This window comes from Okeania sp. SIO2B9 (assembly GCF_010672505.1).
In the GTDB taxonomy this organism is placed as follows: Bacteria; Cyanobacteriota; Cyanobacteriia; order Cyanobacteriales; family Microcoleaceae; genus Okeania; species Okeania hirsuta.
This window is the reverse complement of the sequence record NZ_JAAHGK010000587.1, coordinates 1-4,537: the sequence shown is the minus strand read 5'-3', so window position 1 is coordinate 4,537 and position 4,537 is coordinate 1. Positions and strand designations below refer to the sequence as shown.

Sequence of the window (4,537 nt, the reverse complement as noted above, 5' to 3'; positions counted from 1 at the left end):
CCGATACTTAATATTTTAGTGGCAATAAAAGTGGCATTGGGTTCCTGGGCAGTTATTTTACTGTTTATTCGTTATCGAGGGTTGTTGTGAGAGTAGGGAGATGGGGAGATGGGGAGATGAGGAGATGGCGGGATTGGATATTGTTGTTGTAGTGGGAAAAATATATGACTGAAAGTCGCGAAAATTTAATTAATAATCATGAAGATTTAGAGGTGTATCAAATTGCTTTTAATACTGCTATGAAAATTTTTGAAATTTCTAAAACTTTTCCCCAAGAAGAAACATATTCTTTAACTGACCAAATTAGGCGTTCCTCCCGTTCTGTATGTGCTAATTTAGCAGAAGCATGGAGGAGAAGACGTTATAGAGGTTTATTTTTATCTATTGGGATGAGAGCTTGAAAACCACGTCGCTTTAGTGCGTGGACGTTTAGCTCACGCGCGACTTTAGTCGCCTGTAAAAATATCTAATTTCCCCTTGACATTTTCTCCGCTAATTAGGGTTTTTATGATAGCATAAAAATCAAAAGGTAGGTCGAGCAAAAATGATAATTTACGAGTTCAAAGTCAAAGCTAAACCAGAGCAATACAAAGCAATAGATGAAGCCATTAAAACATCTCAATTCATCCAAAATAAGTGTTTAAGATATTAGATGTATAACAAAGGTGTCAGCAAATATGACCTAAATAAATATTGCAAAGTATTAGCTCAAGAATTTAGTTTTGCCTCGGAACTAAATTCAATATTAGCAGGGAGTGTCAATAAGATTAAATGATGCTGAAGCGGAAGCAGCAGAAAGTCAAGTTTGGCTAAAATTTGCAGTTAAATGTCAATATTTGGATATAGAAACAGCAAGACAACTTTATAGTCAATATAACCAAATTTTGGGGATGATTGTGAAAATGACCAAAAACGTTGATAAATGGTTGTTGAAAAAAACTTAAGTTGATGTGTTATATAGAATCCAGTTATATATATAATATTATGTTTATTATGTTTATAACTCTATATATACTTCAACATTAAATCCCCCCACCTCCCCATCCCCCCATCTCCCCATCTCCCCATCTTATTCCACAGCATATTCTGTAAACTTTCTCATAAAAGGCGTATGAAATCCTAGAACAATATCTTTTTTTGCGACTCCATTTGTCACTAATTCTTCTGCAATATCCAACTCAGTTCCATTCCACTGAATCCAAATTTTTTCGCCTTTAATATCAATATGAATCGGACAACTATGAATCAAATGTTCTTTTTCCCAACCAAGATAAACAATCTGCTAATAGTCTCGTACAGTATCAAAAATTGGCTGTACTTCGATTTCTCCATAAGCAGGTTTATTTTGACTATACTCTAACAAAAATTCCTGGACTAAATGACGATATTTTTCTAGTTTTTCCATTCTATAATTACCTCTTTATCTGGGTTATAAATAATTAATTTTACTTGATTTTCATTAAGTATTAACTGAGGAAATTAAAGTTTAAAAAAGTTGTTATAAGTAATCAGAGGTACGGCTAAATAAAGTGTTCGGTCAAGTTCCTTCTGTTTTAGTGCTGCCCGATAATTAATAAACTGTCGCAAGGCAATATGAAATTCATAAATAGCTGATGATTTTGGTAAGAAACTTTTAATTTCAACTGCTATCTTTTAATTATCTTTTTCTGCTCCAATAAGTTGTTCTGCACCAAGGTCAATAGACATATCTACATGACCGAAACTAATAGATAATGGGTCATGAGTGATTGACCATCCATCTTTATATTAGAGCATTTTTAACTTCCTGATGGAAAAAATCCCTGGCTGACATTGGTTTTTCTTTTTATAATAACCCTTAATAGTCGATCCAGTCAGTCCATTAGTCGGTAGTAGGGTGCGTTATATCATGTTCGGTTGAATACTTATAATATCTGTGGACCAAAGGCAGAAGGCAACCCACCCCTAACCCCTCCCAGGAGGGGAAGGCAGAAGGGAAAGAGCAAGGTTAGAAGGCAGAAGGTTTATTATAACTGATTATCCGAACATGATATTAGACAGCCTAAATTCAGATGATGAAAGGGATTGAGCAATCCGTCGTAGGGCACCATTTTAGGGGATAAGCCCACTACTGGACTACAAACTACTACTCAACGGTGCGTTACGGCACAATGGAATGCTTGACAGTTCAATGGCAGTTTGTGATGAGCGCCTAACGCACCCTACTAGACTCGGGCAACTCGCTGGGAGCGAAGACTATCACGTCATCGTTATCGCTACCGCCATCTTCCATGTAGGTAATTTCGACAAAATCCCAGTTCACTTCCATAGGATGCTGCACACCTTTGTCGCGATACTCGCGCACCTTCGGGAGATGTTCGTTTGGCTAAGATTTAAGAGTTGAAAATTGCCACCATATCTCACAAGTTAACAAGTATAGTTTCATAAAAAAACTAATGGGTGTTTGCCAGGTAACAATTTTCAATAAGTGAAATAAATTGAAACACTTTTACTCCTGTTACACTGGTGCATATGATCGCATACGTTCAAATCTCTTTGGTCTGTGTCACTAAGCGTTTGCCATTTGGCTGTTCAGGTTTCTCTCCAGCACTCTGTAAGGCTACCGCTCTTGATTTTTCCGCTTTGTGCCCCTCCCAACGCTTCAGAATTCCTAAATCAATGTCAAAGAGTTCAAGGACTCGGCCGACACTATGGTTGATAATCTCATCAATTGTCTCAGGTCGGTTGTAAAATGCTGGCATTGGCGGTGCGATGATTGCACCAAGCTGGGCTGCCTCATACATAAGTTTGCAGTGACCTAGATGAAGTGGTGCTTCTCGCGGCATTAAAACTAATCTCCTACGGTCTTTGAGTACCACGTCAGCAGCTCGAGTCAAAAGATTATCCGACATAGAGTGCGTGATTGCCGAGAGTGTTCGCATTGAGCATGGAGCAACAATCATACCTTCAGTTTTAAATGACCCGCTTGAAATTTTAGAAATAACGGACATAAAATGGGGAGTGTACATGGTCTTACTCTTGAAGTAATACTCATATCAATAATGTTCTTTCAGGAAGAAAACTAAGGAATAAAGTTATGTTAAAATTTTTACTTCTAAGTACAGGAATCCTGATGGGAGCATCTGCTTCTGACTGAGAATTCAAATAACTCTTAAACTTAAATGTTAAGGTCTATCTCTATAGTCATATCTTTGTGTAGATACACCATCAAGCTATTTTTATCTTAAAAAATACATTTGAATCTATATACACTACTCTAGACCTAAGAAATTCCACTGTTTTTTCAGCAATTCTTAAGATTTTAGGTAGGTCTTTTGCTCTTTCTATTTCTTGGCTAGTAGTGGTTCGATAATCTCCTATTCTTTATCTGTTAAGCTGCTTGAATATGGCATTTTTTCATCCTAAGCAAGCGTTGGCGGAGCCTAGCGGCAGCTATATCGCTCATTAGTATAGTCTTTTGCTAAAAGATAACAAATGGGTTCTATAGGTAATTCAGTCATCTAAAGATGACTTAAGCTATTACCCAAGGATTTCAATCCTGGACTTGAAACAGAAAGACGATCGGCCTCAATCACCCACCAGAATATAATTACCAATAATCTTTTTTAGTTCCAATGGAGCTTCCAGAGCGATGTTGCATCCGCAACGCTCCGCGAACGCTGCCCCCATATCTGGACGAACCACCCACAACCAAACCAACTTTTCCAAATAGTTTGGCGGTTCCTCATTCGGACACCACTCAATAGAGCCATCATTAACACCAATGATATTAGGACAAAAATCATTAGCTATAGCAACGCGATCGTCAAGTTGATGGAACTGCACCACATCTTCCCAAGCAACCTCATTAGGAATGGAATTTAAAATTGCTTCTACATCTAAAGTCAGCATGAAATTGTACCTCCGAAAGCTCTAACTACTCTGACACCAAAATCTTGTTGTTCTTCAAAAGATTGTTTGCCGATCCATTCTCTCACCTTCATCCTTTCTGAACCAGTTAGCTCTGGTTGAATCGAATTATAGAAATTGGTTATTTCTTGGTGAATAGATCCAGAACCATGTTCTAAGCAAACTAAATTCCCCGTATTATGAATTGCTTCCGCACCAAAAGTCTGTAAATTTTAAATAGTTTGTCCGACAAGATGATGCCAAGCTAGTTGATTGCCCGCCGTACCAATAACTCTTTTGAACTGACTAAACCTCCTAAAACCTTTTCCCGATCTTCTTTGGGGAATTACTGTCCTTGCTGCCAGTTACCTTGCCAGAAATCTTGCTATTTCTTGTCTAGTTTCATCTGTCACTTGTTTAAGTATAATTATATTAATATATTTGATACTTTCATTATGGAAAAACATCCCTCTTTTTGTCAAACTTTGGAAAAGGATAAACTATAAAAGCGATCGCCCCTCCCAAACCAATTTATTCAATAACAGGACTTACACACGGACACTAATCAAGTCAGGGTTGATGACTTTCAGCCCTACATTTACGGTGGCATTGCGGAGCAATATTGACCCATATTTTTGCATTGAAAATA

The 4,537-nt window shown here is 37.5% G+C and carries 5 protein-coding genes and 4 pseudogenes; 4 read left to right on the top strand and 5 right to left on the bottom strand.

Going from position 1 to position 4,537, the window contains the following annotated elements:
• The 3 genes and pseudogenes from F6K13_RS19620 to F6K13_RS19610 all read left to right on the top strand — a co-directional run.
• A pseudogene (locus F6K13_RS19620) lies at positions 1 to 90 on the top strand (cation:proton antiporter); the annotation flags it as partial.
• Between the two features lie 74 nt (positions 91 to 164).
• Entirely contained in the window at positions 165 to 401 is a 237-nt protein-coding gene (locus F6K13_RS19615) for a four helix bundle protein (protein ID WP_124143285.1), read from the top strand.
• Positions 402 to 755: 354 nt separating this feature from the next.
• A complete protein-coding gene (locus F6K13_RS19610) occupies positions 756 to 944 on the top strand; it encodes a four helix bundle protein (RefSeq protein ID WP_124143284.1) in 189 nt (62 codons plus the stop codon).
• A 125-nt stretch (positions 945 to 1,069) separates the two neighbouring features.
• Here F6K13_RS19610 and F6K13_RS19605 read toward each other — a convergent pair.
• From F6K13_RS19605 to F6K13_RS19590, 5 genes and pseudogenes are all read right to left on the bottom strand, one after another.
• A pseudogene (locus tag F6K13_RS19605) lies at positions 1,070 to 1,405 on the bottom strand (XisI protein).
• A pseudogene (locus tag F6K13_RS19600) lies at positions 1,393 to 1,813 on the bottom strand (XisH family protein). Before F6K13_RS19600 ends, F6K13_RS19605 begins: the two co-directional pseudogenes overlap by 13 nt.
• Before the next feature lie 378 nt (positions 1,814 to 2,191).
• Positions 2,192 to 2,350: pseudogene (locus F6K13_RS35255) on the bottom strand (phenolic acid decarboxylase); the annotation flags it as partial.
• A gap of 175 nt (positions 2,351 to 2,525) precedes the next feature.
• Complete coding sequence (locus F6K13_RS19595) at positions 2,526 to 2,990, bottom strand: UbiX family flavin prenyltransferase (RefSeq protein ID WP_287288099.1); 465 nt, start codon at positions 2,988 to 2,990, stop codon at positions 2,526 to 2,528.
• A gap of 577 nt (positions 2,991 to 3,567) precedes the next feature.
• Positions 3,568 to 3,891, bottom strand: coding sequence for a hypothetical protein (locus tag F6K13_RS19590; protein WP_124143281.1), 324 nt, complete (start codon positions 3,889 to 3,891; stop codon positions 3,568 to 3,570).
• Positions 3,892 to 4,329: 438 nt separating this feature from the next.
• On the opposite strand from F6K13_RS19590, the gene F6K13_RS19585 reads away from it, so the two are divergent.
• On the top strand, positions 4,330 to 4,537 hold a 208-nt coding region (locus F6K13_RS19585), incomplete at its 3' end, for a hypothetical protein (protein WP_287288097.1).